This is a genomic window from Paenibacillus nasutitermitis, assembly GCF_014641075.1.
GTDB lineage: Bacteria > Bacillota > Bacilli > Paenibacillales > Paenibacillaceae > Paenibacillus_Z > Paenibacillus_Z nasutitermitis.
This window is the reverse complement of sequence record NZ_BMHP01000001.1, coordinates 1,063,443-1,088,942: the sequence shown is the minus strand read 5'-3', so window position 1 is coordinate 1,088,942 and position 25,500 is coordinate 1,063,443. Positions and strand designations below refer to the sequence as shown.

The following is a 25,500-nucleotide window of genomic DNA, read 5'->3' as shown; positions in this document are numbered from 1 at the left end:
ATACCAACATTAAAAAAGCACCCGATTTCAAAAAAGAAATCGGGCGCTTTTGCCATAAATAGAAATGTATTGCGGGCGAATCTTAATAAGCAAGTGAAAACAGGCCGTTGATGTGAGCCAGGTAACGAGCGTTGCTCGCTTTTTTCATCAGAGAAGCCGGCGTGCCCTTCAGCTCGATGCCGCTGCCGCCAATGCTGCCGATCCCGTCTTTGCGTCCGAGACTGGCCAGCGTACCCGAGAATACAGGGCTGAACGTATCCATGGTGCTGCCATTGAAGAAAGCTGCGATGTTCGCGCCAGCAAGCTCGCCCATTTGCCAAGCCAGCTGTGCCGTCGGCGGGTATGGACGTCCTTCCGGACCAAATACAACCGCGCAGTCGCCGGCAAGGAATACTTCCGGATGGGAAACGGATTGCAGGTATTCATTCACCGTAGCGCGTCCGCGGTTGACTTCCACTCCGCTTTCGCCTACCAGCGTGCTGCCTTGAACGCCGCCAGTCCACACGAGCGTGTTCGTGTCGATCGTTTGGCCGTCTTTCAGGCTGACGATGGATCCGTTCACTTCCGTGATGGCAAGTCCGGTGAGGAATTGCACGCCGCGCTGCTCGAGGCTTGATGTTGCACGGGCAATCAGGTCAGCCGAGAAGATTGGCAGAATGCTTGGCATTGCCTCAACAAGATAAAGCGAAACATCGGCGAAATCAACGCCATTCTTGCGGCAGATGCCGGGAAGCTCATCCGCCAGCTCGCCTACAAGCTCTACGCCGGTAAGACCGCCGCCGCCGATAACGAAAGTTGCATCCGCTTTGTTTTTGGTTTTGCTGTATTCACGGATGCGCTCTTCAACATGCGCATAGACGCGGTTGGCATCCAATACGGATTTGAGAGTCAGGCTGTTTTCCTGCAGTCCCGGAATACCGAAGTAGTTGGTTTCGCTGCCCAGAGCCAGAACCAGGGAATCATAACGGTAGGAAGAACCGTCCTCCAGCTTGACCGAACGGCCGGCAACATCGATTTTTTGAACTGTGCCGACTTTGATGTTGATTTGCTTGCCTTTAAGCAATTTTTCAAGTGGCAGAGCAACCGCCTTCTCGTCAACATTACCTGCTGCCAGACGATGCAATTCCGTGATGATTTGGTGTGAAGCAACACGGTTAATTACGGTGATTGTAGCTTCTTCTGCAGACAAATGTTCACGGGCCGAAAGAGCGCTCAACAAGCCGCCGTATCCGCCGCCCAAAATAAGAATATGTTTACTCACGTTCATCCTCCGTTCTGAATGATTAATCTATTCGTCTTCTTTTTTGTTTCTTTCGGCAAGAATATCCAGATAAGCCTGGCTGAAACGAAGCATCTTCTGAAGCTCAGGGTCCTTCAGCAGCTTAAGCATGCCAAACAGACCGATTGTGCCTTCAGCATGCTCGGCGCGGTCATTGGCTTCGATTACAGCAGATGCATAACCTTTGACTTTCTTCTCCAGAGGTTTCACCACTTCTTGAAGTCCACCAACCATATCCTGAATAAGCACGCGGTCAGTTGCTACTTTGGAAGCCAGGTCGTATGTTTTGGTCAGGAGAGTCATCATTTCGGTAAGCTTCGGCAGTTGTTCCACCAATACCGTTAAGGACTCTTGCACTTCCGGCTTAAGCAGTTGATCCAGCACATCCGGCTTGGCAGCTGCTTGTACTGCGGTAACATCCAATTCTGTTTGTGGGGCAGTTGTTTCTGACATTTGCACGTTTCCTCCTTCATTCAAATAAATAGTGCCGGCTCGCTGCTGAAAACGGATACTCTTCTTCTTCATAAGGATAATGATGATTATATTAACCTTCTTAGTGAAAATCTTCACATAGAATCATAGAGGCGTGCCGGATCCAGACTGATGCGAACGAGTAGGTCACATCTGTATCTATTGTATACCTATTCGACGGATTTTGCATCCCCTAAACGAATTGTCAGATCTTTTGTTTTTTTGGCTGACTTGTCTTTATCAGGCAAGATGCGGCTGCTCCCGTTCATCGCACTAACACAGCATCAGAAGCCCAATAACGAAAACAATTATTAACAAGAAAATCCCGCCGAATCGGGGCGGGATGGGTCCGTACGAACAATCCTTATAAACCGGTCGCTTTTCTGGAAGTCAAATCATAGTCGTCTATCTTGTAATCAGCCGCCCTGGGTTTCCTCTCCGCCATGTAGACAGGACGGTGTTGATGCACAATATCCCGCCATTGGAAGTCCCCCCGTCGCAGCGCATGGATCAGTAATTCGGCAGTCGCCATATTAGTTGCAACAGGAATCCCATATACGTCGCATAATCGGAGCAAAGCATAGATATCCGCCTCATGCGGCTGGGAGGCAAGCGGATCGCGAAAGAAAACAAGCAGATCCATTTCATTTCGGGCGACCATCGCTCCAAGCTGCTGATCCCCGCCAAGCGGACCTGACTTGAATCTCATGATATCCAGTTCCGTGCTCTCCATAATAAGCCCACCCGTCGTTCCAGTAGCGAAAAGCGTATGTTCCTTAAAAAGAGGCTCATAGGCGATAACAAAATTCACCAGTTCTTCTTTCTTCCGGTCATGAGCAACGAAAGCGACATTCATGATGATTTCTCCCTCTCCAGGTCTTTTTTATGTTATTTTATATAACATTAATTTAACGTAAATGGAGTCAAAAATCAATTCATTTGTTTTACACCCACTTAATAGCCGAATATATGTTATGTTTAATGACATTTAATTGACAACTCTAAAAACATCAAGCCGGAGAATTTGCCTCTTTACTGGCAATTCACCGGCTTGATGTTTATATAGACAAAATAATTATCAGCACAACAACCGCTCTTTCCCCAATAAACCTGCGACAATCTTTCGTCTTGTTCCTTTCAAAAAGAAAATAAGGTATAAATCCCGATACCTAGTACAACTACAGATAGTCCGCAGCATAAATACGTATGCCTTGTAACATTCGTGCGGTTCATCCAGGCCATTCCCAGCTGCCGGCAGGCAAAATACATGCTGGCTATATTCACAAGAAACAAGACAAGCATAAAGAGCCCCATGATGATGGAGCCCGTGCCTTCCATATCCTGATGATGCCTCCTCATTTCAGAAGCGGCCCCCATCAGTAGTGGTGCCAATGCCCAATGAATCCCATGCAGCACGACAACGCCGATCACAGACATAAACGACAAGACGGAATATTTCGATTCCATACCCATATGCCTGATTTTCTGCAGCATTTTAAGTCCCTCCCGCCCGTTTCAGCCCCGCTTTGATCGTGCTTCCGTATTGTTGTATATTCGGAATCTGCGGGCGGCAGAACTTCAATCACAATAATAAACCGAATGTCCGCTCAATCAAACAATCTGTTCGATCTGTACCGACCGGTCTCGGCTCAAATCCATATATTGGCCTTTCACCTTAATCAAGGGCGATAATGGCTCATTGCCGCAGACCATGACAATTCTTCCCTGTTGGCCATTAGAAAGCCGGACATCGCTGCCGATCAGCATATCCATGATCCGTTTGAGAAAGCATAACGTGGTGTCCGGCTCCAGCAATCCATAAGCGCTGCGGGACATTTCCAGCAGCACATGATAGAACGGAATCGGCTCCTTGTAGACCCTCTTGGAGATCATCGCGTGAAATACATCTGCAACTGCAACGATTTTGCTGAACGGGTCCATCTGACAGCCTCTTTTTCCGTGTGGGTAGCCGCTGCCGTCTTCACGCTCATGATGCTCCAGTGCGACCAGAGCATGCCTGTAATTCAGTCCCGGCGTTTGTTTGATCATATCGAAACCATAAACCGTATGTTTTCTCATCTCCTGGAACTCTTCGAGAGTCAGCTTACCAGGCTTATTTAGAATCGCCTCAGAGATCTTCGCCTTGCCGATATCGTGCAGGAAGCCGGCAATCGTTAAATTCAGCAATTCCTCCCCGTCATACCCTTTTGCTTTACCGATCAACCGGGAAATCAGCGCCACTCCGATAATATGCCTGTACGTATATTCGTCATTTTCGCCAAAATGGCTGAACACCTGCTTTAAATTCATATGATTGCTCATCTCAATGATGATAGGCACCAGATTATTGCGGATATCCGTAGTTGGAATCGAATTGAAATGCCTGACGTTATGGAATACCTCTTTCAATTCCACAATGGCCGAATTAAGTAGATGCAGAATAGGCAGGTTTTCAACGTCCTCCTCCTGCAGCAAAATCCGATGCTGGTATAGCCGCCTGACGCTTTTTCGGTTCAGCAAAGCATTCGCAGGCACAATCAGGGCGCCGAACTCATTGTACATATTTTTATTGATTCTCATACCCACGTACTGGTACTGCCATTTAGTCGGATTCAGGCGATATCACCGCTTTCAGAAGCCAGGACAAGCATGCCATCCCACCGGAGCGAAATATCGCTGTTTAATTTTAGTTCGCCGTTTTGGCATCGTTTGATTGTAATAACCATGACTTTCTGCATGCGCGCAACAGACGCCATATCCGTAAGCCTCCGCTATTCATTTTTGGTGCTGCGGTTTATCTTCCTGCAGTAAGGACTAAAACTTGGCCTTTCCGGTCTGGTTGCTTGAAGGTATGAAGACGCTGCCAAATATAGATGCCGAATTTCTAAATAGTTAGTTATTTATCCCTAATTTCTTCTGAGTAAATTAGGTATATATACCTTATCCTATTATGTTCAGTTTACTCCATTGGAGGTATTTTGTCTAACTATGACGAATAATGATGAATACGGGAATTTGGCTTTTCATGCCAAAATTCTCATCTTTCATGGTTTAAAATCGACTTTTCAGCAATTTTTCCACTGAAATGAAGTCTATTTTTTATTCCTCCAGGACAAAGATGGATCTGCCCGAAATTATGATTGGGGTGTAAATAGATGGAAAATATAAGAGTGATCATTGCGGATGAAAATGACCAAACCAGACGCATGCTCAAAAAATATATGGCCGATCTTCCCTATATGATGATTGTCGGCGAAACGGAATCCGCCAGCGCTCTCATGGATTTAATCGCACGGGAACAACCTCATCTCCTGCTGATAGATCCTTCACAATGTGAAATAGACGGCATTGCTGAGCTGAAAGAGTGTCTGCAAAACGTCTCCCATTTGAAAATGATATGGATGGCTCCGCATGGGGATTTTGCGACCGAAGCCTTTGACTTAGGAGTAGCCGATTATCTTATTAAACCCATTGGGCGAAGCAGGCTTTACAAGGCATTGGACAGAACGAAACGGATGCTCAATATGGAAAGAAAGCTAGACTGTTTAATTGAAATTCCGGAGAAGTTCATCGTTAAAATCAATACAAACCTGCATATTATCGCTTACAACGAAGTTCTTTTTATAGAAAAAATGGGAAAGAAATCAATCGTGCATACCATGCATAACGATCCTCTGGAAACCTACGACAAGCTTGCGCCCATGAAGCTGGTACAGGCCCATCGATCCTATCTGATTAATCTTAATAGAGTGACCCGCATTGTCAAAATGGGAGAAACCTATCAGGTCTTCTTCGGAAATTATCCCAGGCAGGCGCTAATTGCCAAGTCCAAAATGAAAGATATCCAGGAACTGCTGCTGTGAGTCTTTATCCCCCGGATTCAAGGGTCATTCGCGACTTCACCGAACGGGCATATTCCGACGGGCTCATCCCGGTGGCGTTCTTGAAAGCTTTGGAGAAATAATGGACACTGCTGAAGCCAAGCCGCTGGGATATTTCTGTCACGTTAAAGCTATCCTCCCGGATATACCTTTTGGCCCGTTCGATCTTAAGCTTTGTGAAATATTCCATGACGGAGTACCCGGTGTTTTGCTTGAACAGACTTTTGAGCTGGGTCTTGCTGATCAGCAGTTCACTGCAAATACCGTTAATATTCAGCGGATCCCCTATTTTTTCTTCCATATAACGAAGCACCCGCTTGGTTTGGTCATCCTTGCTCTTTTCCCTGGCGGAAGTGGATAAGGGGGATTTTTCCGAATCGGGCAGGGTGCTTCTTCTCAGCAGGCGAATCAGAAAAATTTCCAAATAGCAGCGGAGCAGCTGCTCGCTGCCGAATACCGTCTCCCCGCGCCGCTCCAGCGGATGCCGGAATGGAAAGATGAAGGCATTCTCCCCCTCCTTGATCATCTGGGCAAGCAAATTGCGCTCCTCATCCTCGAGCTTTATTACTTTATCCGCAAAGCGGTCCATCGAGGCGCTGCTGCAGTCAAAGGTTATGACAATGACATTTGGCGCTTTGCCCTCCGCCGCATAAAACTCGTGGAATTCGTTAGGTTTGTGGAAAATAATCATGCCCTGCTTCAGCAGATGTTTCCGGCCGTCGGCCAGCACTTCAATTTCCCCTTTATCCACATATAAAAATTCCCAGAAATTATGTTGTTCGCCGTTAAACACATAGTTTTTGTCGAACTCGAAATAGTACATCGTAATCAACTGTTGAATCTCGAGTGTTTGCCGCAATGCCGTTCGCTTCATATTGTCAAGTCCTGACTGCTGGACCATAGCCATCATCAACTCCCGCTATTTCGGTTAAAACTATCATACCGCGAGTTCTACGGGACGAAAAGGGCATATTCCTTTTGCAAAACAACAAAAAACCGGGCTTTTTAAACAAAGCCATCCCCTTCTTTACCTTTTATACTGAAATGGAATTCAGATCATGGGAGGGCTTTTGGGATGAAATTAGGTGTAATCGGTTACGGACTCCGGATTCGTTCAATCATTTCAGAGATCATCAAGCAGGAACCGTCCTGCAAAGTGACCGCTATCGTTGATATACGGAAGGATGCCATTAGTGCCGAGCTTCAGGCAGAAGGTCAACACGCAATACATTTTTACGACACGGCCGAGGAAATGCTGCGCATAGAAGAGCTGGACGGCATCCTGATCGGCACACGATGCTCGCTGCATACGCCGATGGCGATTAAGGTGCTGCAAAGCGGACTGCCTCTCTATCTGGAGAAACCGGTAGCGACGAATATGGATGATTTAATCCGCCTCAAGAGCGCCTTCGAAGCCTCGGCATCCAAGGTGGTGGTATCCTTCCCGCTCAGACTGACGACAATCGTCCTCTTGGCCAAAGAAATTATCGATTCCGGTAAAATCGGCACGGTCGAACATGTTCAAGCTGTAAACAATGTGCCGTATGGATCGGTTTATTTTCAAAGCTGGTACCGCGACGAACGGGAAACCGGAGGTCTATTTCTGCAGAAAGCGACGCATGATTTCGACTATATCAATTCTCTTCTTGGAAGCAAGCCTGCCCAGATATGCGCCATGACCTCCAAGCAGATCTTCAAAGGAAGCCGCCCTGCAGGCTTAACATGCGGCAATTGCGAAGATAACCGGATTTGTCTCGACAGCAGCTTTTTCAAAACACCTGACAAGCAAAGCTGGGATTCCTGCTGTTATGCGGAGGATACGGGCAATGAGGATTCCGGCAGCTCGCTGATCCGTTATGAATCCGGCATGCATGTCTCGTATTCGCAGAATTTTTTTGCACGCAGGGAAGCCGGCGCCCGAGGGGCGCGTTTACTCGGCTATAAAGGAACGCTCGATTTTGATTTCTATACCGGTAAAGTAAATGTGTATATGCATCATACGCCGCGTGTGGAAACATACGACATTTCTGGAGGAGAAGGGCATTTTGGCGGAGATACGGCGCTTGCACAAAATTTCATCGATATCATGCAAAAAGGCGCCGATTCTCTCTCGACGCTTGATGACGGATTATTGAGCGCTCTCATGTGCCTGAAAGCAAAGGAATCGGCAGAAACCGGCATGTTCCGTTCCCTCGACTGGACATAACCGGGCAAATAAGTTTGCGGGGAAGAAACGGCTATCAAGCACGCTTCTTCCCCGCATCCCTCACATTTTAATCGAACCGGAAGCCAGTCCCTCCACAAATTGTTTACTTGCGAACATGAACAACAGAATAAGCGGAAGCGAGGCAATTGTATAGCCTGCAAACAATGGCCCCCAATTGGTTGTGAACATCTGCTGGAAGGTGCTCAGCCCCAAGGTTATCGGCATCTTTCCATCATCATTGATAACCATCAGCGGCCAGATATAATCATTCCACGTATTGAGAATATTCAATACCCCCAGCGTGGCGATAATCGCCTTGGACAGCGGCAGCACGATCGAGAACAGAATTCTCAGCTCATCTGCCCCGTCAACCCTCGCCGCCTCGAACATCTCCTCCGGAAGCGAAGCAAAAAAGGATCGCAGCACGAAGATGCAGAACACTTGTCCTCCCGCAATATACGGCCCCCATAGTCCTAGCCAGCTGTTCAGAAATTTGAACTCAATGATCAGACTGAACAAGGGAATTAGCGTGAGCGTGAACGGAATCATCAGCAGCGCGATGATCAGATAATAGATTTTCTCCTTCATAAAGAACTTCATTCTTGCCATTGGATACGCCGCAAGGCAGGAAAGGACCAGTACAGCGACCACGGTAACACCACTGATGACAAAGCTGTTCCAGATATATAAACGGATAACGGCCCATGCGGCCGAATAATTCTCGAAATGAAAAGGAAAGGTGATTGACCAGCGCTGCAGATTGAACTGCGAAAGATCCTTGACAGACAGATTAAGCAGGATCAGAAATGGGATGATGGTCAGGAGACCGAAAATCCATATGCCGCCATGCGCGAACAACGTGCGGAAACGAAACTGATTGGGCAACCCGCTTCCTCCTTTCTTCGATTATTCACTCCCATATTCCGTGGAAGATTTGAGATATTTGTTGTTGAAGATCGTTAAACCAAGGATCAGGATGAATAGGACAACCCCGATCGCGCAGGCAAAGCCGAAGCGGCTGTTGCGCATCGCCTCCTGGTACATGACCAAGCCTGGAACCGTCGTAGAATAACCCGGCCCGCCTCCGGTGAGCACCAGTTGAGTCTGGAAGCCCTGGAGTGTGCCGATGATGGTCAGAATCAGAATCAGCTTGACTTGGGACAAGACCAGCGGCAGCTCGATGGAAATAAGCTTGCGAAAACCGCCTGCCCCGTCCATGGTAGCCGCCTCCACCAGCGACCGGGGAATGCTCTGAAACCCGGCCAAATAAATCAGCAGCGCCACACCATCCACCCAGGGAAAGCCGATCAGCATCAGGGAAATCAAAGCGGTCTCGGGGCTGCCCAGCCAGATCGGCTGGCTGCTTTCGGGAACGCCTACAGCGGAAAGGATGGCATTGATAAGCCCCACGTCGGGACTTAAGATGAACTGCCAGAGCAGCAGAACGACCATCATTGGAATGACCAGCGGAAATACGAACATCAAGCGGTATATATTTTGCAACCGCGGGTTCTTCACCTTATAAATCAGAAAAGCGACAAAGAGCGGGATGGAAATCGCGACGACGACCCGCACCAGTGTCAGCCACAATAAGTTCAGGAATGCCTGGGAAAATACGGTGGTAGTAAACATCTCGGTAAAGTTCTTCAGTCCTACATAACGGGCTGTGGTGAAGCCGTTCCAATCCGTGAAGGAATAAATAAAAGCGGCTATGGCCGGATAATAATTAAATACCAGTATCATGAACATGGTTGGCAGCAAAAATGCAAATGCGATCAGATTATGTCTGGTTTTCATCGTTCTCGGAGACTTGCTGCGACCAGGCTTGGATCTGGCGGCCGGTTCGGCTCTGCCAAGTGACATCGGATAACCTCCTTACGGATCATAGGCATCAGAGGGGGGCAAGCCCCCTCTCTTTTTTTACAAAATCAGCTTCCCTGCTGGGAAATAGTATCGGCTGCGCCTTGCTTGTAGAACTGCTCGACCTGAGTGAGGAATTCATCCAGACTGAGCTGGTCTGTCAGATACAACGTCAGAGCGCTCTCGAATTTATCGGAGAAAGCCTGACCCAGATAAGCCGTGAAATGCTGGGCGACGATAATCGGAATATCCGCCTGGAACACTTCATGCCCGGCAGGGGCTTCAGCGCCGATAATATTGGGCTCGGATTCCGTTTCCTTATCGAGCGCCGATATATTGGCCGGTTTGCTCAGGAACATCAGATAATCCATGATGGCCTCGATTTTATCGGGATCATCTTTCTGCAAATACCCCGGAATAATCCATTGTCCAGGCCCCCAAGGCCCATAAATCTTCGCTCCCGTTTCCGTCGATAAGGAAGCGGATTCCTTCGTGATCATCGGGAAGTTGAAGCTTGCAAATTCAAACGGCAGCTTCATGGCATTCAGCTCGGCTATGGTCCAGCTTCCGCCAAACATCATCGCCACCTTGCCGGAGGCGAACATCTCGTTCTTGTCATATTTGCCGGCAAAACCCTTCGGCCAGTATTGAGCCCACTCCTTGTAGAGGGTGAATTCCTCTCTCCGGATGTCTTTGTTCGGCATTTTCCCATCTTGCGTAGCCTGGGCAATTTCCATCGGATCAAGACGATTATTGGCATTGGTGTCCAGATCATCGATATTGCCGATCAGAAACTGGTTATGAATCAGAGCGTCGGTCCACTGCGCATCGCAGCAGCCTTTGTTGACAATGTTAAAGGCAAACGGAGTAACGCCGCTTTCCTTGATCTTCGCCTGAACATCCATAAACTCTACCCAGGTTTTGGGGATCTGAAGGTTCAGCTTATCGAAGATTTCTTTATTGTAGAATATCGCCACGCCAACCCCGTCCGCCGGAATATCGTAAATCTTGCCGTCCGGGGCCCGGACCGAATCCAGAATACCGGGAATGAATGTGGATTCCCATTCCTTGCCTTCATTGTAAGGGTTCGGCTTCTTCAGCCATTCATCAACCGGCAGGAACCAGCCTTTCTTGTAGTTGTTCCACGTCTCCTCAAAGTTGGACCAGAAAATATCCGGCGCATCCTTGGCCATCATTCTTGCCTGCAGCCAGGCGCTGCGGTCCTGTGTGGACGGCACTTTAACCAGCTCGATGGTGACATTGGGATGAAGCTCCATGTATTCTTTGTTCAACTCGTCCAGAACCTTGCGCTCTGTCGGATCCTGAGCGTCCGGCTTCTTGGGAAGATGGGACTGAGGATCAAATTTAATGACGACTTTCTTCAGATTCTCTCCAGACTTGCCTTCTGTTCCTCCTGTATTTCCATCTCCAGCGTTTCCTCCGGCGGCATTGCCGCCCGAATTGCCGCCCCCATTACCTGAACAGGCGGTTACCAGCAGCATTAGTACGAATAAACCGCTTACAAATGCCAGCAGCCTTTTTCTCATGTCCTACACCCCTTCATTTTCAATAGATTCATAACAACAGCCCCTTGTACGACTGCCATGCTTCTATTCTAAGCAGTCTGCCGGAAAGACGGAATGTGCCCAGTTTACTTTTCTGTGACCCAGTTGACTATTTCAGGTTGGCGGCAGCGATGCCCTGTAATCCGAAGGGCTTACGCCGACCATCCGCTTAAACACCTGGCTGAAATGGGAAGGATCCTTAAATCCGAGCTCATAGGCGATCTCAAAGGTCTTCAGCTCCTGCTGCCTCATCAGCTCCTTAGCCTTGTCAATGCGGTGTTTCCACAGCAAATCGCGAAAGTGGACGCCGGTTTGTTTCTTTATCAATCTCGACAGATAGGAGTGATTCATGTGAAGCTTCGCGGAAAGCGATGCAAGCGTCACATCCTCTTTGTAATGCTGCTCCAGAAAAAGATGGATCCTACGGATAATGGAGGGGGTTCCGGTGTCGGACTGCTGGGCAATCAAATACGCTGCCTGGCTCAAATAGCCGGATAAAAATTCAAGCAGGTCGGACAGAATGCTATAGCTGAAAATTTTTTGCTTCGCATCAATGCTTGATTCCGGAGGAATCGGGATATGCAGCTCCTCGAGCATTTGATCCGCACGCGTGAGGACTTCCAGTGCATAGTGCTGAATCACTTTCTTGTCCAGCCCTGCAGCGAGCATTTCCCGGTAAATCACCCGCAACGCAGCCGGTATCTGGCTGCCGTCCCCGCGCCGGATATGCATCAGCAGCTCCGTCATCGCTTTGTCTTCCTTATCCATCCTGCCTTTCTCAAGTCCAATCAGCGCTTCATAGGATATAATGGAGCCTTTACCCAGCAGCATCCGGTATTCCATGCATTGCTTGCTCTGACGGAAGCCTTCGCGCAGCTCTGCAGCGGAAGGTAGCGGCCTGCTGATCCCGATGGACAGACTGTAACCGGAGAGTTTTCCGATTTCGTCCAGGAGTTGGTTGGCGATCTGCATGCTTTGCACACCTCCTGCAAGCGGCATATCGTCGGCGGCAAACAGTACAATATAGATGCCGCTGCGGTCAAGATACGTCCAATACATTTGAGGCTGATCCTGCAGCCGGTGATCCACAAGCTCTCTCAGCACGATAAAGGATAACGGCCTCTCCGACAGATGCATCAGGTCGGCATTGTCGATTTCCACCAGAATGACCTGAATGCTGCGGTCTTGCACATGATGGGCAACCAGCAGGTTCTGGGCTTCCATGATACCCGTATCCTCCGACAGCAGAAGAGAAATGGCCTTCTCACGCTCCAGGCGCTCATCCTCATTCATGCGCAGTATCCCCTGCTGCAGCAGCTCCACGGAGTCTATCATCTCCGACACCTGGATTGGTTTGGTAATGAAATCGCAGACTCCCAGCTTCATCGCCTGCTTGGCGTATTCAAAATCGTCATAAGCTGAAATAAACATCACATGAATATGGGGATAAATCCGGCGGATCATGCCCGCAAGCTCAATTCCGTCCATTTCCGGCATGCGGATATCTGTAATCACCAGCTGCGGCTTCACCAGCGGAATCAACTCCAATGCCTCCCGTCCGTTTGCCGCTTCCCCTACGATGGCGCACTGCAGGCTTTCCCATTCCTCAAGGCTGCTTAAATGTTGGCGGATCAAGGTCTCATCATCGACTATCAAAATTCTCATTGGGCTGCCTCTCTCTCCGTCATCATGATCGGCAGGCGGATCCGGATAACTGTTCCGCCTTTCGTACCTTCTGTTATTGTGATTCCATATTTGCCTCCAAAGAGCAGGCGCAAACGTGACGCAACATTATCCAGTCCCGTGCCGAATCCCCCTGCATGGCTGGAATTGAGCTTCTGGAAACCCGGTCCGCTGTCTTCGACTTCCAGAACCAGATCGAATTGGTGCTCATACGCCCGGATGACGACGCGCCCCGTATGATGGACATGTTCGATGCCATGCTTGATGGCATTCTCGACGATAGGCTGGAGAATGAGCTTGGGCACAAGCAAGGCGTCCAGACCCGTTTCCACCTCGGATGACCATTGTAGCTTCTCCTTATAGCGGTATTTGTGAAGCTGCAAATAAGAAGAGGCCAACTGGATTTCCGCCTCAAGAGGAACGTAATCATTTTTGGGCATGAGCGACGAACGCAGAATTTTGGCCAGCAGATCGATCATCTTGGGAATTTCAGCCGCTTCGTTCCCCCGCGCCATAATACTGATCGATTCCAGAGTATTATACAGAAAGTGGGGATTCAAATGCATTTTGACCACTTTCAGGTCTGCCTCCTTCTTTAACAGCTCCACCTGGTAAACCTGCTGAATCAGAAATTTGATTTTTTCCATCAGCTGATTGAAGCTGCGGCAAAGCTGGGCAATCTCGTCGTTGGTGGTGATGCCGCTGATCTGGAAGAACTCCTCACGCTCCGCCTTGCGCATCAGATTGGAGAGCCGTACAAGCGGTTTGGTAATATGCCTGAGAATGATAAACGTGAGGATAAAGACAACCAGCCAGGCAGCTAGCGTAATCCCGATCGCATAATAAGCCAAGTCGGTAATTTCCCCATTCAATTCTTTTTTGGGCAGAAAGCTGATGTACGTAAACCCCGTGTAATAGGAGCTGCGGCGGTTGACGACCATATCGTCGCCGACTTGCTCCAGCTTGATCTTTGTATCGATTAGATCTGCGTTGCGGGCCGACAGAACCAGACTGTTGGAATTGGTAATCATGAAGTCTCCGCTGGTGTAAGACGAATAGGTATCGGTAAACAAGTCGGGTTTCAGCATAAACACAATATATCCGGTTACCTTATCCGTTGCTTTATTAATAACTTCCAAAGCTGAGCATACCCGTTTGTGGTCGGTGAAAAAAGACCAGCCCAGCGTCCCCGGCTCCTGCTGGTGGGCAATATAGGTAAGTGCCGGAAAGCTCGTAACCTCGATGGCCTTTGTGGATGCATAGGCTTGGCCTTCCAGGTTAAAGACATAAATTTCGTCAATCAAATCGCTAACATTCATTTCGCTGCCGATATCCCGGAGCAATTCCTCAATCAGCCCGGCGCGTTCTTCATCGGATAAAGGCGACGTATCGGGATCAAAATCATTATTCAGGATTTTGTTAAGCGGCAAGGTATTGCTTAATCTCAAGGCCTGCTGCTCCATCAGCTTCAGAATACCGTCAATCTTGTCTGTCGTTTCCACCAGTGTTTGCCTGCTTGACGTTTGAATTTTTTTCTCCAGGATGTCTGTTGTCCTGACATAGAACAAACTGATGATGGTAATCATCGGTATGACGGTCAGCAGGGAATAAACAACGATCATCTTGTAAAAAAGCTTGCCGTTCATACGCCGCCACAACGGCTTGATATCCGGCATGGGACACCTCCTTTAATGATGCCACTCTTGGCTGTCAGGTCTGAAAAGCTCCATTACTATTCTCTCCCGGTATCCTTGATTCCTCTTTTGTCCTTGTGAACGGCTGTGTTTAAGCCAGCAATGCAGGCTTCCTTCGGCAACGGGAAAGACGAAGAAGGCTTCCCGGTAGAACCGTGGAAGCCTTCTTTTGCAGTATGCTCACTCACCGGCGGATCATGCCTTCTCCATTCTTTCATCCAGCCAATCCGAAAGACCCGCCACCCGTTCCGGGTATTTGCCGCTGCGGGCAAGAAATCCGGTTCCATGCTGCCTCATGGGGTCCTGATCCGTCGGCTGGTAACGCAAATCCACGCTCCAGCGTACAGTATCGGATTCGTTGGGCGTCGACATATGCAGCAGCCTGTCATTGAACAGAATGGCTGTCCCCGCCTTGACCGGAAGTGCGACAGGAGCCGCCTTCCCTAGCTGATGCTCATGCAATGCCGTGTAGCCCGTGCCGCTGTATGACTCCTGATGCCAGTCGAGCAGCTTCTTCCGGTGTGTGCGGGGCTTGATATAGAGACAACCGTTGGCAAGTGTTGCATCAACGAAGGATAGCCATACCGTAATGACAGGATTGGCATTGGCATCCGGCCAATAGGATTTGTCCTGATGCCAGGGTACAGCACCTGCCGCAACGCCAGGCACCTTGGGCCGGACATTATATACCGGGCTGGCAAAAATCTCGCCGCCAATCAGTGATTCCACCACATCCAGCAGCTTGGGGTTGCTCATCAAATGAAAATAACCCGGAAACCGGTCTCTCCAGCCCCGGCCAAATTTAAGAAACTCCTGATCGGAGAGGCCTTTGAACAATTCCGCCAACCGGTATTCGAATGGACGGTTCTCCAGCTTGTCGGATATTAATCCATTCGAATACAGCTCATCCGCGATAATTGATACCTTTTGCTCCATAGCTTCTCTGGGGGCTAGCATATCCTCTGCGTTAAGCAAATCCGGTATAACGAGATAACCTTCCTGTTCATATGCGGCTAACTGCTCGTTAGTCAAACTTCCGCCTGTCTTCGGTCCTGACATCGGTTTATTCATCCTTCCCTGATAGCATCTATTCAGCTATTATAGTATCATGGAAGCGTTTAACTGTCTTTGGCCGGCCTTCCGCACAGTTGCCAAAACTTCCGCCTAATTAATCGTTGGAGGAGAAGTGCCATGAGAAGCCTGAAAGATATAACCCCGCATGTCGGCATCGCAAGACCATATCTCTATGACGGGAGTATCAACGAACGCAAAAGAAGCGGAAACTGTTATGCGTTCCACTTGTTTATGGGGGGCAAGGGCAGCGATTGCATGACCCTGGAGGAGCGGACCATCCCTTTAAGCAAGGGAGTCCTTGTTTTCGTCCGGCCCGGTCAGCCGCATTCCTTTGTAATCCCGCCCGGCTCGCCTGTCCATTCGCATAATGTGTATTGCGATTTGTGGCAGAAAAGCGATTTTCGTTCCACAGTACCGCAATTTACCTATTCCCCCTTTCCCTACCGCAAAGAAAATGAAACCACCCAGGAAAGCTGCCAGGATCTGGACAGGCTGCCTTCCGTCATCTCACTCAGCGCATATCCGCATCTGATGGATAATTTCATCTATCTGTCGCGGGTGTTCAAAGAATCCGGAGCCTATCGCGCAGAGATGGCAAACAGCCTCTTCTACGCCTGGATTCTGGAGCTTCATCATCAGTTGTTCGAGCCGCGTGCCACAGACCAGCGGATCGTGAGAATTCTGCGCGAAATCGATGCCCATCCCGAGCGGCGCTTGAGCTATGAACAATGGAGCGAGGCATGCGGAATGCGCAAATCCTATTTCTATGAGCTGTTCAAAAAAGAATCCGGGCTGCCGCTTCACGAATACATCGTGAAATCCCGATTGAACAAAGCGGTTGCCGCTCTCCAGGAAACCGGCCGCACCATCACTTCAATCGCGATAGAGCTAGGGTATACCTCCATCAATCATTTCACGAGACAATTTACCGCTCATTTTGGAGTAAGTCCTTCCCGTTACCGCTCATCCGTCCCCCCCTCCTGACAGGGAGTTTCGAGCCTTACGCCTGCCGCTGCCCTGTAAAGGTCACTCGCAATTCGCGCTGAACCGCTTCCCGGTAGGCTTGAATCATGCCTCTCGCCTGAATGTCCCGTTTGCCAACCTCCTTATAAGGAAGGACCACGCTGACATCCTGACGGAAAGGGAACAGTGAGAGTCCGATAACAGTGGAGCTTATCCAATGTACGTTTATCGTTTCCCCTATGTCGGTTTCCGGATAATAGTGGATTCCGCTGCCAAACCACTCATAATCCCTGGCAGGTGTTCCAGGCGCCTTCATGCATAGAAACAATGACAGCTCGTCGCAGACAAGCATGATCCCCAGGTGATGCCGAACCTTGGGATCTTCAACAGAATCGATTTGCAGGAGCCCAAGCAGCTGCTGCTGTCTGGCATATTCCGCTTGCAGGTATCGATTCGTTTCCTCATCCCTGATCCGCTCGAACAAAGTGGTATACAGAAGACTGCATAACAAGGCGGCATACGGATTGCGGGCTGCAACCTCGTCAATGCCTTTCTTGTAGAAGACAAATCTGGGCCTGAGCGGAAAATCGCGGAAAGAATACGGACATTGCTTCGCATCATTCCATAGTGGCGCGGCATCCAGATCGATCCATCCCCGGTCATGCTCGTAAGCGGCATAAACAAGATCATCTTTCCTGTCAGGACCTGGAAGCTCTTTGTCTTTCCACTGCGAAGCGAGATCACCGGATATTTGAGCATGGTCATGCTGGTTAATCAGCACAAAGGTAGTCGCTTTTTCATAGACGATCATACGCGCTGCCCCTTTCTTAACGGATCTATTCTTATTATAGGCTCTCCATAGTCAAATAACATCTTGCTCGTGTTTCTTCCTTCTGTGCGCCAGAAGGTCATCGCGGTTGTTAATTGATTGTTTTCTATATTACAATGAATGCAGTTCAAACCAAGGCAGGAGGCTGATCGCAAGTGGAAATTTCACTTTCCCGGATTGAGAATAAAATCGAATTTTTTGAAGCACAGGATTTGCGGACGCTGGAAGCTAAAATCAATGATCAGATCGAGAACAACAAGGCTCTGATGCTGGATGTATTTACGCTCAGCCACCAGGCTGTTTTCAACCCTATGACCCATAAAATGCAGTACAGCGCCGTGGTTCATTTCAAAGCCAAATAGAACGCCCGCAAGAGCTGCAGTGAAAAAATGTCAGAAATGCGTTATACTAAATGAGAACATTAGGAAATCGCCGTCAATGCCGCTACAGAAAGACAAAGGATTGGAGATGAAGATATGACGCTTGGCAAATTTGCACGCAGTCTCTCCGCCGGTTTGATCTTTGGTATCTTGGCTATTGCATTATTGCCTTTTCTGCTCGTTTACAATTGGGCTGAAATGTTCGGTCTGATTGAAATGGACTCATCCCCGCTGTTTCTACTCATGACCAAATGGATCGGCAAGCCCTGGAAGAATGAATCCAGTCTTCCGGAACAAACCGGTGAATCGGAACAGGAATAACATGCCCTTATGACGCAGCCCTGCAAAGGGCTGTTTTTTTTGGAGCATGAGCTTCTCATTCTCTACTATCAAAGCTGGATAAAGTAAAAAAGAGACTGTCCGAAGACAGCCTCTTTCACCCGTGGCGCTTGTTTGAAACATTGATCCGCATCCCGCGCCTTCAGCAGAATCGATTAATTGAAGCTGCTGAATCGGGTAAGGGATACGTTCAACATGTGATTATGAATGTTGACGCACCTCCTTCCTTTGTGGTTAGAGTTTACCACGGATGCTTCAATTCCGCAAGATCTTCATCCACGTCATGACCAGCACTGGGTTTGCGTATGGACCGCTTCTTTGGACTCCACCGCCTTGCGCATCATAAGCCCCAGATAATGGTCCTGGCAGGCTTCCGCCAGACTGTAGAATTCAGGTCCGCCTTCGCTATATTCACCCATTCTCGCAAGACAAGCCGCAACCGCTATTTCATCGTCCGACAACCGTCCGGGTGCAAATTCATTCCGGTACAAATAAGCGTCGCCGCAAAGGATGGCTTTCAAATGATGGCCTTCCAGATTCCCGTCATGTCCGGCATGCAGCCGCTTAAGCTCCGTATGTACAGGCGTGCGATGATCCTGGAGATAACGCACATCGAAATTATTGATTTCCCCTCTCTCACCCCGAATCAAAAGCCTCGGCGAACGAATCCATGAGAAATACTGATCTCCCGTAAAATCATACACACCCAGCTTGCCGTCAAACTGGAAGGTTGCCAGGATTTGTTCGGAATCCACCAGGCGGTGGTCATCCGGTCCTCCCTCCCTTCCCCGGCCTTGCACAATCTTGGAGGTAAACGACTGCCCGCGGATGACGGCATTTTCGAATCCGATTCCCAGAAACCGTCTAAGCAGCACAAGTCCGTGATAATCATGGGCAGCCGAAACTTCCGCAAGCGATATTGGCCCAAGCTTGCCGGAACGGACCAGCTCCAGCCTGGCGGCATGATTAGGCTGGTAGGGATACTGCTCGGCAATCTGGATTCTGGCTTTACCGCCTAACTTTTGATACAGGGACACCAACTCCTCCAGACTCTCCGCCGGCGGTGTCTCGCACAACGCTGGAACGCCGGCAGCCGCAAGCTCCAGCAGAATACCGGGCGCGGCGGAGCGGGGAACGCTGACCACAACAAATGACGGACGGGTCCCGCCTAGCATATCGCCAATCGTGCGGTAAGTCGGCACCGCCCAGCGCCGTTCTATCTCTTTGCCTTTCTCTTCGCTGCGGACTACCATGCCCGCAACCCAAAAACGTTCCGGCAGCTCTTCCGCAATCCGCAAAAAAAACTCGGCGCGCCAGCCGCCGCCAATAATTCCGAAAGCATGCAGATTCATAGAAACCTCCTGTTTATAGATGGGAATATACATGACAGGGCATAAATCCTCATATGGAAATCCGCATGTCCATCCCATCATAACACAGGTACAACTTATCACTTGTGCAGGTACCCGGAGAATAGGGTCACCTGTGAACGCGCCGATTACGTACGATTCTTGCAGGCAGCTTATCCCGCCGCCAAGTGAATTTGGAATAACGCATGATCTTATGAAACATTGATTTATTGGAAATCGCTCTAAAAATATATTTGTCCGGCCGTGTGTTCACCTCAAGAATCCAAAGCCTCATTTGATGGTCGACGGCAATATCAATACCGAAAGACCTGTAGGAAGGGAAAGCTTTACTGATGTAACGGCTGGTTTCAAGCCCCAGCTTTTCGATTCTTTTGATAAAACGCGTTAAACCTGCCTGATCAAACTTTGGCGCGAGCAGCTGCCTGGCCGTGAGCGGTGTCCCGCCATTATGGTAATTGGTCACGATTTTGTGCGCCTGGGCGAGCCTGCCGATAATGCCGGTAACTTCCCACTGGTTCATTTGGTTTCTCTGGACCATTACCCGTAAATCGAAAGGGCGGCTGCGGTAGTGCTGAAGATGAACCGTCTGCTGGACCAGATGCATGCGCCGGGAAAGACTATTGGACATCGAGGCGTACAGAGAGGAATAAGAAGCATATAATGAGGTGCCCATACCCCGTTTCAGCTGATAGGCGCCATTGCTTAATTTGACCGCCTTCATAATCCCGTACCCGCCGGTCCCGTTATTGGGTTTAATATAAACCGACCGATACTTATCCAGCATGTGCTTGATGCTTCCGTATGTGGCCAACTGCGCATGGGGAATATGACCCCGAAGCGCTGTGCTTGTCTTCAAAAAGCTATGTTTGCCCAGCTTGGTATTGTAATATCTCATCTTCTCTACCACCTCCGTATTAATAATCTAATATATTATGTACGGGGTGATAGTGTTATGGGTGAAGGGGAATATAGATTCGGCAAGCTTGTTTACCTGTCATGAAATAGGGTAACAATTAGGAAGAATATCCATCGAAAGGGGCTAACCCGCTCATGCGCACCTATAACCCGATTACTGAAGGAACACCATCTGCCAGCCATATGAAGCCTTCCCGCGGACATACGGCCATTGTCACCGGGGCCAGCAGCGGAATAGGCAAAGGGATCGCAATCGTGCTCGCCAGAGAAGGCTATGATATCGTAACAGTCTATCAATCCAATACAGAAGGAATTGAGCAGCTGAAAGAAATCGTGAGCGGAACCTATGGACGGAGATTTCATGCCTTTCAGGGGGATCTGACCGATCCGGTTTATGTCGAGCAATTTGCCCGGGAGGCCTTGGAGATATCCCAAGAAGTGCACATTCTGGTCAATAATGCCGGAGCTTACTATTCGGAGAAGCTGACCGAAATCCGTGCGGAAGAAATGATTGCTTTCATTAATATTGATTTCGTAGCCCCGGTTCTGTTGATGAAAGCGGTCAGCCGGCATATGCTGGAGAAGAACATTCGCGGCAGCCTCATCAACATCACATCCACGCGGGCAGAGCGCGCGTATCCGCATTCCGTCCTCTACGGCGGCATGAAAGCCGGGCTTCAGCGAGCTGGCGAGTCCGCCGCACTGGAGCTTGCGATGCATGGCATACGGGTGAATAGTATCGCGCCGGGAGCGACCCGGATTGAACGTGCTAACGAAGAGGATTATAAGGTGCTGGCCGAGAAAATTCCGCTGCGCCGGATCGGCGAGCCGGCGGATATCGGGGAGGCGGTGCTGTGGCTTTCTTCCGATGCCGCATCTTACATTACCGGCATAACATTGAAGATCGACGGCGGGCTGATTCTGCCCGGCATGCCGGAGAGCGAGGATGAAACGCTGCAGTATTATGGCTGGAAGCCTGTGAAGCTGGAGTCATATTGACTACCGCTTATACGTCTTCTGCCAGCGACTGCTGTATGGAGTGGAAATAGACAAATAAGAGGCTGTCCCTGAGTCATCTAATGATGACTTTTGGGACAGCCTCCGCAAAATGTGTATGTTATATCACTCTGATTGTTCCACTTCCAGTACATCCAGCAGGAACATGAAGATTGGAATTCCAATGATCAATCCCCATATGCCCATGTAGTGCTGAGAGAAAATAAGGATAATAAAGGTATAGAACATGGGAAGCTTCGTCTTATGCGCGTACAATCTGGGGTTCAAAAAATAAGTTTCCAGCGAATGGATAACCAAAATCAAAATGATCGCCCACAGTACAAGTGAGAATCCGCCGATCTGATAGCCGATAATGCCAATGGGAATGAAAGAGATGATCACACCCGCCACAGGAATCAGGCTAAGCAGAAACACCATAATCGTAAGGGCAAACAAATACGGAAAGCCTAGTATCCAAAGACCAATCATGGTCAGTATGGTATTAAATAACGCAATCATCAATTGAACTTCGATGACCTTCCCGAAGGAAGAAACAAATTTTGTGCCGAAATAATCGAACTCTCTGTAGATCCAACCGATTTTGCTGTTGCCGAATTTGCTCGTGAACGCGACGACCTTGTTCTTTTGCAGCAAATAAAAGAAGCTCAGCAGGATAACAAAAAGAATAATCTCCAGCCATTTCCCCAGCTTCATTATATAATCGACAGCACTGCCCAAATATTTCTGATAATCCACCTTTTCCAGTGCGATGGCTAACTGGCGGGCTACTTCGTCATTCTGCGAATGGCTCAGGAACCTGGAAATGTTGTTGATCATATCCACGACCTGGCTTACGATTTTGGGCGCGTAATTAAAAATGCCATAAACCAGCGAGGAAATAAGGAGCAGATAAAGTCCGACATTCACAATGATCGGAGAAACGGGAAATAAACGATTAAGCTTTCGCGTAACGATTCCCTCGAGGCGCCCCATCACGAAGGTAACCAGAAAGAGGAGAAGAAGCAAATTGATCATATGCCGCAGACTGTAGAGCAGCAGCAGAACAAGCAATAGAAATACAATTCTTTTTACAATAGAATGGGCAAAAAATTGGCGCAACACTTCCATATGCTTCCCTCGTTTTGTTTAATCTGATAATCCGATTTTATTCGTTGCCATTATTCACTCCATTTAATACGGATCAAAACCCGGAACGTTTCACCAAAACGACATAATCATTCAACTTTCGGTATTTATGTATCGTATCCGACTCTTTAAGAATTATCAAGCCAAACGGACATAAGGGGGAAGGACAGTTATTCACACCGTCCACTGAACTTCCTCCCCTTTCATTTTAATATCATGCATTGATGCCTCTCCAGAAACCGGATGACTTGCCCGTACAGTTCCGCTCCTGCCGGTTCGTAAATAACTGCAATTTCGGTGTTATAGGCATAGTTGAAGCGGACATAACCATGGAGGCGCGCCAGAAACAATTGACAGGTATATTCGTTTTCAAACTGGAAGTCCATCTCGAACTCTTCCCGGAACAGCCGCGCCAGCTCCTTCATCGACTTCCCGTACTCGTTGAATTTGAGAAATACATGCTTACGCTCGTTGTTCCATGGCTCAAAATAACCCGTTTCGGAATTATTTGCCGTATACTCTTCCTCCAAAATCCCGTCCAACACTTCAGCCCAACTGGCTTTGTCTACCTGTTTGACGCTTATATCCGTACCGTGTCTGGGAAGCCACAGCAGTCCTTCGACATTCCGATGAACAGCAATAAAATCCCCGTCAATCGATGTGCCAATGGCTACGCATTCTGCGATTTGGCTTTGCGTCAGAGGACTGTCCCCCTCATGATCCCATAGCTCATGCTCTGCAAAAGGTACCAGAATTTGTACATCAGGCTGAACGATATTCATCACACCGCGATAGGTGCCCTGTCCATATTCACTCAAAAACCGGCAATAGGACATAGGCAGCTTGATGTTATGCTTGCTTTGAAATCGTTTCAATTCAGTGGCGGGCACCGGCAGCCTGTTCTCCGATACAATATACAACTGTTTTCAGCTCCCTGCTTGATGGAAAATTATAGCTTCCCTTAAAATACCATGTCCCGCTCGGAACTGTAAATCATAAGACAATCTGCGGGCTGCTGCAGCGAAGAAGAGTGCTTCTCTCGTTTACTCTAACATGATATTCTAGAGAGGAAGATCACATTCCCGTTCAGGAGTGGATAACCCCTTGTACGATTCCAATATTCAGCTGGCCAATGGCTACACGATCGAAGAGAGGCTGGCACAGTTCACCGAACATGAATGTCATATGCATGACGCGCTGGAGATCAGCGTTCCGTTGGATAATGCCATGAAATATCCTCTCGGCAACGAGATGTACTGTGCTTCGCCGGGTGATGTATTTCTGCTCCGTCCGTTCGAGCCGCATTGGAACCTCATCCAGGAAGAAGGCAGGCCCGGCCGCTGGGTCATGCTGCTTTTCTTCCCTTCGATTGTGGGTCAAGTGCCAAACGGATACAGTCTGCTCACCCCTTTCTATACCAAGGATATCTCGCCTCTCATTCCCGCGGCTTCACCGCATGCAATGAACGTCCACCGGCTTGTACTTGCAGCAATGGAGGAGAGGCGAACTGCCCTCCCCGGCTGGGAGCTCCAGCATTACAGCCTGCTGATCCAGATTCTCGTCCATATTCATCGTTATTTTATGGAGCAGATGGTTGAAAACAGCGTCGATACGGCTGCTTTTTCCGGAATCATCGAAGCGGTCGAATACATGATGGAACACTGGTCCGAGGAAATCGACATGGATGCGCTGATCGGGCGGTCACAGCTAAAGAAAACGTGGTTCTACACCAAATTCAAAGCGATAACCGGTCTTACCCCCTTGGCCTTTACTGTCAGGCTCCGCCTGCAGTATGCCAGCCAGCAGCTGCGTGCTACCAACCACTCCGTCACGGACATCGCTCTGTCCTGCGGCTTTGGCTCTTCCAGCTATTTCAACAAAGTGTTCCGGGAATTCCGGGGGATGACGCCGGGGGAATTTCGGAAGCAATTGTAAACGCCCGCAGGGGACACAAAAAAAGAGACTGCCCACATCTGTAATATGCTTCCCATACGATAGACAGGTGAAATAATAAAAACCTGTTACTGTATGGGGAGCATATCATCTGGCGTGGCAGCCTCTTCTTCGTGTCTGACCGTTTTATTTGCGGTAACCGGACAATAACTCCCGGTCTTCAATCAGCTTGCCCGTCTTCGCCAACCGGCAGCTGGCAGCCGCGACTTGGAAGGCGAAAGCCCGTCTGGGCTTATCCGTGTGGTTCTTCTTGCTGTGGTGAAGGGTCTCGCGGTGAAAGAACACGGCATCCCCGGGCTTCATTGGATCGCAGGGCGTTCCATTCTCGGGGTCCGCTGCGCGCCTGTGCTCGCCATCGCCATTGAGATTCGGCTGACGCCCATTCAGATGGGAACCTGGAGCAAGCCATAAACCGGCATTCTCCTGCGTAATCTCATCAAGGGCAATGAAGCCGTTGAACATATGGCCAAGAATATGGGTATACTGGTTGTCCTGATGCCATTCCAGACCGTTGCCCTGGGGAGCGACTACAGCATACATGCCCATCCAAATTTTAACCTGCTCGCCGACAATTCTTTCGAATATGCGAACAATATGCGGATCTGTTAGAAAATCGGTTGTTTTCGGATATTCGGCCTTAGCCTCGGCAATATTCGTAATGCCTTTGCTTCGCCATTTCCCGTCGCCTTTTGCATTAGCGAATTCCACATTTTCCTCGTTAATCGCGTCCACGGTCTCTCTTGTCAGAAAGCCGGGGGCGTAGAAATAACCCTCGCGGTAAAACTGCTCGATCATTTCTTCAGTAAGCTGAAAATTCGATACGTTGGACATTTGGATATTCATCTCCCGCTGCTTGGAATATCTTCATTCTACAAGGATTAGGAAACGTTTTCTTT

Annotated in this window: 26 protein-coding genes; 7 read left to right on the top strand and 19 right to left on the bottom strand. The window is 49.0% G+C overall.

What is annotated here, in order from left to right; all coding sequences use genetic code 11:
• Nucleotides 1–82: 82 nt before the first annotated feature.
• The 6 genes from IEY46_RS04505 to IEY46_RS04480 all read right to left on the bottom strand — a co-directional run bounded on the left by IEY46_RS04505 (nt 83) and on the right by IEY46_RS04480 (nt 4,506).
• A complete protein-coding gene (locus IEY46_RS04505) occupies nt 83–1,261 on the bottom strand; it encodes an NAD(P)/FAD-dependent oxidoreductase (protein ID WP_188989534.1) in 1,179 nt (392 codons plus the stop codon).
• A gap of 27 nt (nt 1,262–1,288) precedes the next feature.
• Nucleotides 1,289–1,732 carry a DUF1641 domain-containing protein gene (locus tag IEY46_RS04500; RefSeq protein ID WP_188989532.1) on the bottom strand — a complete coding sequence of 148 codons (444 nt, stop codon included), beginning with the start codon at nt 1,730–1,732 and terminating at the stop codon, nt 1,289–1,291.
• A gap of 382 nt (nt 1,733–2,114) precedes the next feature.
• The gene (locus IEY46_RS04495; RefSeq protein WP_188989530.1) at nt 2,115–2,606 is read right to left on the bottom strand and encodes a methylglyoxal synthase; all 492 of its coding nucleotides are present in this window, start codon (nt 2,604–2,606) and stop codon (nt 2,115–2,117) included.
• 281 nt (nt 2,607–2,887) lie between these two features.
• Nucleotides 2,888–3,244: a hypothetical protein gene (locus IEY46_RS04490; protein WP_188989528.1), complete on the bottom strand. Its 357-nt coding sequence runs from the start codon at nt 3,242–3,244 to the stop codon at nt 2,888–2,890.
• Between the two features lie 117 nt (nt 3,245–3,361).
• On the bottom strand, nt 3,362–4,330 hold the full coding sequence (locus IEY46_RS04485; protein WP_188989526.1) for an HD-GYP domain-containing protein: 969 nt from the start codon (nt 4,328–4,330) through the stop codon (nt 3,362–3,364).
• Between the two features lie 32 nt (nt 4,331–4,362).
• Nucleotides 4,363–4,506 carry a hypothetical protein gene (locus IEY46_RS04480; RefSeq protein ID WP_188989524.1) on the bottom strand — a complete coding sequence of 48 codons (144 nt, stop codon included), beginning with the start codon at nt 4,504–4,506 and terminating at the stop codon, nt 4,363–4,365.
• 399 nt (nt 4,507–4,905) lie between these two features.
• On the opposite strand from IEY46_RS04480, the gene IEY46_RS04475 reads away from it, so the two are divergent.
• The gene (locus IEY46_RS04475) at nt 4,906–5,613 is read left to right on the top strand and encodes a LytR/AlgR family response regulator transcription factor (protein ID WP_188989522.1); all 708 of its coding nucleotides are present in this window, start codon (nt 4,906–4,908) and stop codon (nt 5,611–5,613) included.
• A gap of 4 nt (nt 5,614–5,617) precedes the next feature.
• Here the strand turns inward: IEY46_RS04475 and IEY46_RS04470 are convergent, their stop codons facing one another.
• Nucleotides 5,618–6,532 carry an AraC family transcriptional regulator gene (locus IEY46_RS04470; protein ID WP_229750058.1) on the bottom strand — a complete coding sequence of 305 codons (915 nt, stop codon included), beginning with the start codon at nt 6,530–6,532 and terminating at the stop codon, nt 5,618–5,620.
• Between the two features lie 174 nt (nt 6,533–6,706).
• On the opposite strand from IEY46_RS04470, the gene IEY46_RS04465 reads away from it, so the two are divergent.
• The gene (locus tag IEY46_RS04465) at nt 6,707–7,837 is read left to right on the top strand and encodes a Gfo/Idh/MocA family protein (protein WP_188989519.1); all 1,131 of its coding nucleotides are present in this window, start codon (nt 6,707–6,709) and stop codon (nt 7,835–7,837) included.
• Nucleotides 7,838–7,897: 60 nt separating this feature from the next.
• Here IEY46_RS04465 and IEY46_RS04460 read toward each other — a convergent pair whose 3' ends face one another.
• From IEY46_RS04460 to IEY46_RS04435, 6 genes are all read right to left on the bottom strand, one after another.
• Nucleotides 7,898–8,722 (bottom strand): carbohydrate ABC transporter permease, encoded by an 825-nt coding sequence (locus tag IEY46_RS04460; RefSeq protein ID WP_188989517.1) that lies wholly within the window; start codon nt 8,720–8,722, stop codon nt 7,898–7,900.
• Between the two features lie 21 nt (nt 8,723–8,743).
• A complete protein-coding gene (locus IEY46_RS04455) occupies nt 8,744–9,700 on the bottom strand; it encodes a carbohydrate ABC transporter permease (protein ID WP_188989515.1) in 957 nt (318 codons plus the stop codon).
• Between the two features lie 65 nt (nt 9,701–9,765).
• A complete protein-coding gene (locus tag IEY46_RS04450; RefSeq protein ID WP_188989513.1) occupies nt 9,766–11,244 on the bottom strand; it encodes an ABC transporter substrate-binding protein in 1,479 nt (492 codons plus the stop codon).
• A 132-nt stretch (nt 11,245–11,376) separates the two neighbouring features.
• Nucleotides 11,377–12,927 (bottom strand): response regulator, encoded by a 1,551-nt coding sequence (locus IEY46_RS04445; protein ID WP_188989510.1) that lies wholly within the window; start codon nt 12,925–12,927, stop codon nt 11,377–11,379.
• A complete protein-coding gene (locus IEY46_RS04440) occupies nt 12,924–14,621 on the bottom strand; it encodes a cache domain-containing sensor histidine kinase (RefSeq protein WP_188989508.1) in 1,698 nt (565 codons plus the stop codon). Before IEY46_RS04440 ends, IEY46_RS04445 begins: the two co-directional genes overlap by 4 nt.
• Before the next feature lie 213 nt (nt 14,622–14,834).
• Nucleotides 14,835–15,698: a phytanoyl-CoA dioxygenase family protein gene (locus tag IEY46_RS04435; RefSeq protein WP_188989506.1), complete on the bottom strand. Its 864-nt coding sequence runs from the start codon at nt 15,696–15,698 to the stop codon at nt 14,835–14,837.
• Nucleotides 15,699–15,830: 132 nt separating this feature from the next.
• Between IEY46_RS04435 and IEY46_RS04430 the strand changes: the two genes are divergently transcribed.
• Nucleotides 15,831–16,697, top strand: coding sequence for a helix-turn-helix domain-containing protein (locus IEY46_RS04430; protein ID WP_188989504.1), 867 nt, complete (start codon nt 15,831–15,833; stop codon nt 16,695–16,697).
• A 16-nt stretch (nt 16,698–16,713) separates the two neighbouring features.
• Here the strand turns inward: IEY46_RS04430 and IEY46_RS04425 are convergent, their stop codons facing one another.
• Nucleotides 16,714–17,487 carry a DUF3891 family protein gene (locus IEY46_RS04425; protein ID WP_188989502.1) on the bottom strand — a complete coding sequence of 258 codons (774 nt, stop codon included), beginning with the start codon at nt 17,485–17,487 and terminating at the stop codon, nt 16,714–16,716.
• A gap of 173 nt (nt 17,488–17,660) precedes the next feature.
• Between IEY46_RS04425 and IEY46_RS04420 the strand changes: the two genes are divergently transcribed.
• Nucleotides 17,661–17,867 (top strand): DUF2536 family protein, encoded by a 207-nt coding sequence (locus IEY46_RS04420; RefSeq protein WP_188989500.1) that lies wholly within the window; start codon nt 17,661–17,663, stop codon nt 17,865–17,867.
• Between the two features lie 114 nt (nt 17,868–17,981).
• Nucleotides 17,982–18,206, top strand: a complete 225-nt coding sequence (locus IEY46_RS04415) for a hypothetical protein (protein ID WP_188989498.1) — start codon at nt 17,982–17,984, stop codon at nt 18,204–18,206.
• A 299-nt stretch (nt 18,207–18,505) separates the two neighbouring features.
• Here the strand turns inward: IEY46_RS04415 and IEY46_RS04410 are convergent, their stop codons facing one another.
• Both IEY46_RS04410 and IEY46_RS04405 read right to left on the bottom strand, forming a co-directional pair.
• Complete coding sequence (locus tag IEY46_RS04410) at nt 18,506–19,576, bottom strand: Gfo/Idh/MocA family protein (protein ID WP_188989496.1); 1,071 nt, start codon at nt 19,574–19,576, stop codon at nt 18,506–18,508.
• A 127-nt stretch (nt 19,577–19,703) separates the two neighbouring features.
• Nucleotides 19,704–20,489, bottom strand: coding sequence for a YheC/YheD family protein (locus tag IEY46_RS04405; protein WP_188989494.1), 786 nt, complete (start codon nt 20,487–20,489; stop codon nt 19,704–19,706).
• A 155-nt stretch (nt 20,490–20,644) separates the two neighbouring features.
• Here IEY46_RS04405 and IEY46_RS04400 point away from each other — a divergent pair, with 155 nt between their 5' ends.
• The gene (locus IEY46_RS04400; RefSeq protein ID WP_229750057.1) at nt 20,645–21,508 is read left to right on the top strand and encodes an SDR family NAD(P)-dependent oxidoreductase; all 864 of its coding nucleotides are present in this window, start codon (nt 20,645–20,647) and stop codon (nt 21,506–21,508) included.
• Nucleotides 21,509–21,631: 123 nt separating this feature from the next.
• Here IEY46_RS04400 and IEY46_RS04395 read toward each other — a convergent pair whose 3' ends face one another.
• A complete protein-coding gene (locus IEY46_RS04395) occupies nt 21,632–22,633 on the bottom strand; it encodes an AI-2E family transporter (RefSeq protein WP_188989492.1) in 1,002 nt (333 codons plus the stop codon).
• Nucleotides 22,634–22,854: 221 nt separating this feature from the next.
• Nucleotides 22,855–23,571, bottom strand: coding sequence for an SMI1/KNR4 family protein (locus IEY46_RS04390; protein WP_188989490.1), 717 nt, complete (start codon nt 23,569–23,571; stop codon nt 22,855–22,857).
• A 184-nt stretch (nt 23,572–23,755) separates the two neighbouring features.
• On the opposite strand from IEY46_RS04390, the gene IEY46_RS04385 reads away from it, so the two are divergent.
• Nucleotides 23,756–24,586: a helix-turn-helix transcriptional regulator gene (locus tag IEY46_RS04385; protein WP_188989488.1), complete on the top strand. Its 831-nt coding sequence runs from the start codon at nt 23,756–23,758 to the stop codon at nt 24,584–24,586.
• A gap of 144 nt (nt 24,587–24,730) precedes the next feature.
• Here the strand turns inward: IEY46_RS04385 and IEY46_RS04380 are convergent, their stop codons facing one another.
• Entirely contained in the window at nt 24,731–25,435 is a 705-nt protein-coding gene (locus tag IEY46_RS04380) for a phytanoyl-CoA dioxygenase family protein (RefSeq protein WP_188989486.1), read from the bottom strand.
• Nucleotides 25,436–25,500 lie beyond the last annotated feature (65 nt).

Bases quoted from the DNA above. Each gene is read 5' to 3' on its own strand.
- IEY46_RS04480 (WP_188989524.1), bottom strand. From the start codon at position 4,506: ATGGCGTCTGTTGCGCGCATGCAGAAAGTCATGGTTATTACAATCAAA.
- IEY46_RS04450 (WP_188989513.1), bottom strand. From the start codon at position 11,244: ATGAGAAAAAGGCTGCTGGCATTTGTAAGCGGTTTATTCGTACTAATG.
- IEY46_RS04430 (WP_188989504.1), top strand. From the start codon at position 15,831: ATGAGAAGCCTGAAAGATATAACCCCGCATGTCGGCATCGCAAGACCA.
- IEY46_RS04465 (WP_188989519.1), top strand. From the start codon at position 6,707: ATGAAATTAGGTGTAATCGGTTACGGACTCCGGATTCGTTCAATCATT.
- IEY46_RS04380 (WP_188989486.1), bottom strand. From the start codon at position 25,435: ATGTCCAACGTATCGAATTTTCAGCTTACTGAAGAAATGATCGAGCAG.
- IEY46_RS04470 (WP_229750058.1), bottom strand. From the start codon at position 6,532: ATGGTCCAGCAGTCAGGACTTGACAATATGAAGCGAACGGCATTGCGG.
- IEY46_RS04455 (WP_188989515.1), bottom strand. From the start codon at position 9,700: ATGTCACTTGGCAGAGCCGAACCGGCCGCCAGATCCAAGCCTGGTCGC.
- IEY46_RS04425 (WP_188989502.1), bottom strand. From the start codon at position 17,487: ATGATCGTCTATGAAAAAGCGACTACCTTTGTGCTGATTAACCAGCAT.
- IEY46_RS04445 (WP_188989510.1), bottom strand. From the start codon at position 12,927: ATGAGAATTTTGATAGTCGATGATGAGACCTTGATCCGCCAACATTTA.
- IEY46_RS04475 (WP_188989522.1), top strand. From the start codon at position 4,906: ATGGAAAATATAAGAGTGATCATTGCGGATGAAAATGACCAAACCAGA.
- IEY46_RS04495 (WP_188989530.1), bottom strand. From the start codon at position 2,606: ATGAATGTCGCTTTCGTTGCTCATGACCGGAAGAAAGAAGAACTGGTG.
- IEY46_RS04410 (WP_188989496.1), bottom strand. From the start codon at position 19,576: ATGAATCTGCATGCTTTCGGAATTATTGGCGGCGGCTGGCGCGCCGAG.
- IEY46_RS04415 (WP_188989498.1), top strand. From the start codon at position 17,982: ATGACGCTTGGCAAATTTGCACGCAGTCTCTCCGCCGGTTTGATCTTT.
- IEY46_RS04490 (WP_188989528.1), bottom strand. From the start codon at position 3,244: ATGCTGCAGAAAATCAGGCATATGGGTATGGAATCGAAATATTCCGTC.
- IEY46_RS04395 (WP_188989492.1), bottom strand. From the start codon at position 22,633: ATGGAAGTGTTGCGCCAATTTTTTGCCCATTCTATTGTAAAAAGAATT.
- IEY46_RS04485 (WP_188989526.1), bottom strand. From the start codon at position 4,330: ATGAGAATCAATAAAAATATGTACAATGAGTTCGGCGCCCTGATTGTG.
- IEY46_RS04400 (WP_229750057.1), top strand. From the start codon at position 20,645: ATGCGCACCTATAACCCGATTACTGAAGGAACACCATCTGCCAGCCAT.
- IEY46_RS04435 (WP_188989506.1), bottom strand. From the start codon at position 15,698: ATGTCAGGACCGAAGACAGGCGGAAGTTTGACTAACGAGCAGTTAGCC.
- IEY46_RS04440 (WP_188989508.1), bottom strand. From the start codon at position 14,621: ATGCCGGATATCAAGCCGTTGTGGCGGCGTATGAACGGCAAGCTTTTT.
- IEY46_RS04405 (WP_188989494.1), bottom strand. From the start codon at position 20,489: ATGAGATATTACAATACCAAGCTGGGCAAACATAGCTTTTTGAAGACA.
- IEY46_RS04500 (WP_188989532.1), bottom strand. From the start codon at position 1,732: ATGTCAGAAACAACTGCCCCACAAACAGAATTGGATGTTACCGCAGTA.